Here is a 5,334-nt window from a genome sequence, read left to right on the forward strand (position 1 = left end):
TTTAGTATTTAGCTAGGCATTTGCCTTTGCTCTCTACTGAATCAAATTAAACATACGTTTTGATAAATGTAAAGAGTTTGTTTGTATAAAAAATCTCAGAAAAACAAGTAGTCAAAAGCAATTGATAGCTTTAATGTTGAACTTATGCTGATTTTATATAGGACTTAAATAAAAATGTAAGCTTTAATATCAGATTCTGTTTATTTTGTAATATTTAATGTATTTTATTTTGATTGTTGCTAGACTTTTAAATATTTCAAAAAATATATTTTTTTGATGTGTGACTATACTTTAAAATAATTTATTAAGTAAATACACTGCTATTTTTATCCATCTTTTTCAAATTACGTGATATTACAGTTACTAAAACCTTTGGTAAATAACATAGGATATTCTCAACAATTATCTAGGAACAAAAATCATGTCTATAGAAGCTACTTCTGATCAAATACGGCAGGAAGCATTAGCAGGCTTAATTGCTAGTTTAGTAAATCAAGGTCATCCACTTCAATATGCTCAAGTGATGGCAACTTCAATTATTTTTCAGACCGACCTAGATTTAAGAAATGCCCAGATGGCTCGTCTTTTAAACTGGTTGAAACAGGAACATGAAGATATCTATGCATCTTCTCTGGTTATAGTTGAAGAAACCCGTGAGGAGTTTGAACACCGAGTTCAAAAAGGTTGAGTCGAATGGCACTAAGTACAGCCCACCATAAAAAAGGGTCGAAAATCATCTTGTTTTCGCATCTACGATTTTAGGTGATTTCTAGAATAAAAATTACCACACAACATCATTCTATCTTAGGGGGGAACGGCTGTTTGCCTTGCTCACCCGGATTTCTCACAAGCAATAAAAAATGTCTTACATGAGGTCATGTAAGACATTTTTTTTGATACATCATCAATTCAAATTTAGGTAGGGAGAAAAATTAAGTAAAAAGCGTAGCTATCAAGATAAAATAGTTATTAATTTCAGCAGATATTTTGACTAGAGGAGAGTGAAATTTTTAAAACTTTACGTTAGGTAATGCTTCCCAAAAGAAAAAGTTACAAATCACTCATCAACCTTGCCTTACGGAGAAAGAATTGCAGCACCGTTTCTTCACGGGAAATAATATCAGCCCTACCCTCCATGCCCAATTGAATGTGACACTGGTTTTTCCCTTTACCTAAAACCAGAGTTTCCGGTTCAATAGTCACTTCATAGAAAGCACCAGGCGCAGTAGCTTTCGGACTAGTATTCCCATTCGACATAGATGCATTTGTGCCATTATTTTGAGGAGCGATCGCATCTGGAGAAATCGCCAGCACCTTCCCATTGAGAGTACCATAATCCGGGTAAGGACAAGCGCTGACCCGCATTTGGACTTTTTGACCAATTTTTAACTTACTTTGATTTTCAGATGCCACTGCTGCTTTCAAAACCTGAGGCGCATCAGTGGGGACAATTTGCACCAGTTCCTCGCCAGGACGCACACTTTGGCCTGGGTTTCGCAAATTGAGTTGGGAGATTATCCCATCGGCGGTAGCGGCGATCGTGGTTTGAGCTAAATTTATTTCCCCTTGTTTGAGTTCGCTAGTATCACGCTCTAGCTGCTTCTCAATTTCAATCCGTTGCTTAATTAGGGCTTGACGTTCCTTTTCTGAAGTCGCCTTGTTGCTTTCTCCTCCAGCTTTTTCTTGAGCGATGCGTTCAGTAGCAACAGTCACTTGTGCATTACTTGGATTTACGGATGCTTGGGTACGTTGTCTTCTCGCAATGGCAGCAGATATAGCTTGTTGTAACCGTTGAATTGTTTCTGTTTGCGCCTCCACTGCTGCTTGTTGCGCCTTTACCGCTTGCTCTTGCTGTTTGGCAGATAATTGTGCTTCTTCTAATTGATCCTTAGATAGCGCCCCTTGGGTGGCTGCACTCTCATATCGGTTCTGTTTTGACTGGGCTACACCCAAGGCAGCTTCAGTAGCATGGAGATTCGCTTGTGCTGTTTTTAACTGTGCTTTCCCAGCCTGCAATTCTGATTCAGCAATTCTGACGTTGGCATCAGCTTCTTGGAGTTCGGAAACAGTGGTAAGATTTTTATCTCGATATTCCCGACGGCGACCGCTCAATTCGGCTTGGGCACCAGTAATAATCCGGTTTACGCGGTCAGTTTCGGCTCGAATCTGGCTATTGAGGGCATTAATCTGGGCATTGATTTGCACTAGTTGTAACTTAGATTGTTGAATACTAGTTTGCAATTGGCTATTTTTGGTTTGCAGACAGGAGTCGTCAATAGTTGCGATCGCATCTCCTTTTTTGACAACTTGATTTTCTTTGACATAAATCTGCATTACTTGACCTTCAATCGCCGCTTGCACAATTCGCAATTCACCCGCCGGACGCACAACCGCCTGTCCTTGGACTGTAACCTTATATTTAATAACAGCAGCAACTGGAACAAATAGTCCTAAAACGCAGAGAATAAACATTCCACCAAAGGTTGTCCAACGATTAATTGGTGGGAGAAATTCATTAGTTTGAATTGGGGGTAGAAAATCTGTATTGCTAACCATGATGTAATATGATTGAAGAAGAAGTGAGAAGTCAGAATTCAGGAGTCAGAATTAAGAAAATTACGAATTATTGAAGAATAATTCAGAAGCCAAAATCAAGAAAATTAGCAATTACGTTAGCGCAGCGTTAGCGAGTCATCGTTCGCTTTTAGCGTCTCGTAGAGAGCGTCATTACGAATTACGAATTATTGCAGACTTACCATTACGATGAGCCGAGGAAGATGTCAGCGTCAACGCATCCTGAGAGGGGAAAATATCATCTAGGAAATCTAAATGTTCACCGGGTAATTTCCGCAATTCTTCTGGTGTACCTTGGATTTTTAAGCGTCCTTGTTCTAAAAGTACAATTAAATCTGCTCTTTGTATGACCTTGGGACGGTGACTAATCAGAATAGTCGTTTTATGATGACGATGAGATAAAAGTCTATCTAGTACTTGTCTTTCGCTTACAGGGTCGAGTGCGCCCGTGGATTCATCTAAAATTAAGATCGGTGGGTCAGTAACTATTGCTCTGGCGATCGCTAATCTTTGGCGTTGTCCACCGGAGAGATTTGCACCAAATTCTCCTAACACAGTTTGATATTTATCGGGTAATTTGCTAATAAATTCATCTGCGCCAGCAATTTGACAAGCTCTGACAATTTCTTCAAAACTGATCTGAGGATAGCTAAAATAGAAGTTATCAATAATAGAACGACTCCAGAAGTGGGGTTCTTGGGGAACTAATACCACCTGTTGTCGCAGACATTCTAAAGACAGGTTTTGCTGATTATAGAAACCATAACGAATATTGCCAGACTGAAGTTTATATAAACCAGTAATCAATTTCGCCAGGGTACTTTTACCACAGCCAGATCTACCAATTAAAGCAATGACTTGACCGCCAGGAATAGTTAAAGAAAAATCTTGTAGTAGGTCAACTCTACCTGGGTGATGAAAGTTAAGTTCAGTGCAAGTAATATCTGCATTACCAGGAATTTGTGCCCAAGGCTTTTTGAAATCATTTTCGGATTCTGGGGTAGCATCAATAACTTCTGTCATCCGTTGAATGACTATCTGGGCAGTGATAAACTCATCTACTAAGGCGATCGCAGCACTTAAGAAGCCTAGAAAATTGCCACTCATGCCGTTATATGCAATCAATTGACCAATTGTTAAGGTGCGATTAATTACTAAATAGCTACCCATCCAAAGGATGCCAATACTAATGAAAGTGGAAAGAATGCCAGTAAGTGTACTGCTATAAAGTTCCAGCTTCATCAGACCCCAGCCCAGGTTAGCAAGGCGACCATAATTCCCTTGATATTCTGACCAAGCTTGAGGAGTGGCTTGGGTAGTTTTTAATACTTGCACACCGCGAAATGTTTCCACCAAAAAGCCTTGGTTCTCTGTACCAGAAACAATCAGATTGCGGGTTTTCTGGCGCATTGCGGGTAAGAAAAGCAAGTTAACAGCCGTGATTATAATAAATGCAACTATGGAAACTAGAGTTAGTTCCCAACTGTAAAAGAGCATAAAGCCCAAGGAAATTACAGCGATAAAAAATTGACTGGGTAATCCGAGGACAATTTGGGAAACTAAGTTATTAATGGCTTTGACATCAGAAATACGGCTGACAACTTCCCCACTGCGTCGTCCTTCAAAGTAGGAGAGGGGTAAATGTAAGAGTTTGCGTCCGTATTCTAGGATTAGTCCTAATTGCAATCTTTGACCAAAGTGACCGATGAGATGAGATTGTACTAAACTAATAGCGCTTCTAATTAAGTTCATGGCGATAACGCCAATAGCGACGGTGGTTAGTAGTTGGGTATCACCTCGTACTAACACATCATCAGTGAGGAGTTGCATCATGAAGGGAGATGTCAGAGAAAGCAATCCAATAGCGATGTTAATAGCGATCGCTTGAGCGAGAATAGAGCGATAAGGCCAAACCCGTTGCAGGTATCTTCCCAAACCGCCAATTTTATCTGATTCTTGTTGAGAAAAGCGGCTGTCGTCTGGAGTTAGCAATAACATCACGCCATTACCCCAACCTGCCATTAATTCTTGACGGGTAAGATAACGGATACCAATACCAGGGTCAGCAATGACATATTTTTTGCCTTTTTGTCCGTATAATACTACCCAGTGGTAGCCTTTCCAGTGGATAATGGCTGGTAGGGATATTTGGTGTAATTGATTGATTATTTGCGGGTTAGCTTTAACTTGGCGAGCATTGAATCCTAGCACTTCTGCACCCCGACTTAATCCCAGCAGGGATGTTCCTCTGGAACCAGTGCCTACAGCTTCCCGCACGCGGTTGAGGGCAAATGTGCGTCCGTAGTGTTTGGCAATCGTGGCAAGACTCGCTGCACCACAGTCTTCTTCAGTCTGTTGGAGGACTATTTGGTATTTCATTTTCAAGTGCAATTATTGGGGAGAAAATAAAGTCGGGTGATTTAACCCAACTTTATTGAGCGTTTGGCCTGTTAGATCAGATTTTTGAGGGACCATCTCAGTGAAAGCAAATATACCAGATGAGAAATAAGACTCTTGCTCCCTCTTTGAACCCACGGAGAGGGTTGGGGTGAGGTTTTACAAGGCTTTTTAGATTCATTGAGATGCTCCCATTTTTGACAACTTGGGTGAGGTGCTAAAAAGTCATTCCGCTTGCTTTATAAGCTAATCGGCATTTAAGCTGCATAATATAAATGCAGAGCCGATTGAAAGTAACTATGCCACCACCAGCCAAAAATTTTTTAACTTCAGAACAAGTTACTCAGTTACAGCAAGCTCTTA

General features: G+C 40.4%; 3 protein-coding genes. 1 reads left to right on the top strand and 2 read right to left on the bottom strand.

The window, feature by feature from the left end:
• The first annotated feature begins 421 nt into the window (after positions 1–421).
• The gene (locus tag HWQ38_RS06390; RefSeq protein ID WP_292791251.1) at positions 422–688 is read left to right on the top strand and encodes a hypothetical protein; all 267 of its coding nucleotides are present in this window, start codon (positions 422–424) and stop codon (positions 686–688) included.
• Between the two features lie 362 nt (positions 689–1,050).
• Here HWQ38_RS06390 and HWQ38_RS06395 read toward each other — a convergent pair whose 3' ends face one another.
• Positions 1,051–2,556, bottom strand: coding sequence for an HlyD family efflux transporter periplasmic adaptor subunit (locus tag HWQ38_RS06395; RefSeq protein ID WP_292791254.1), 1,506 nt, complete (start codon positions 2,554–2,556; stop codon positions 1,051–1,053).
• 171 nt (positions 2,557–2,727) lie between these two features.
• Entirely contained in the window at positions 2,728–4,953 is a 2,226-nt protein-coding gene (locus HWQ38_RS06400) for a peptidase domain-containing ABC transporter (protein WP_292791256.1), read from the bottom strand.
• Positions 4,954–5,334 lie beyond the last annotated feature (381 nt).

Origin of the sequence: Nostoc sp. NMS7 (assembly GCF_017115085.1) — a bacterium.
Lineage (GTDB): Bacteria > Cyanobacteriota > Cyanobacteriia > Cyanobacteriales > Nostocaceae > Nostoc.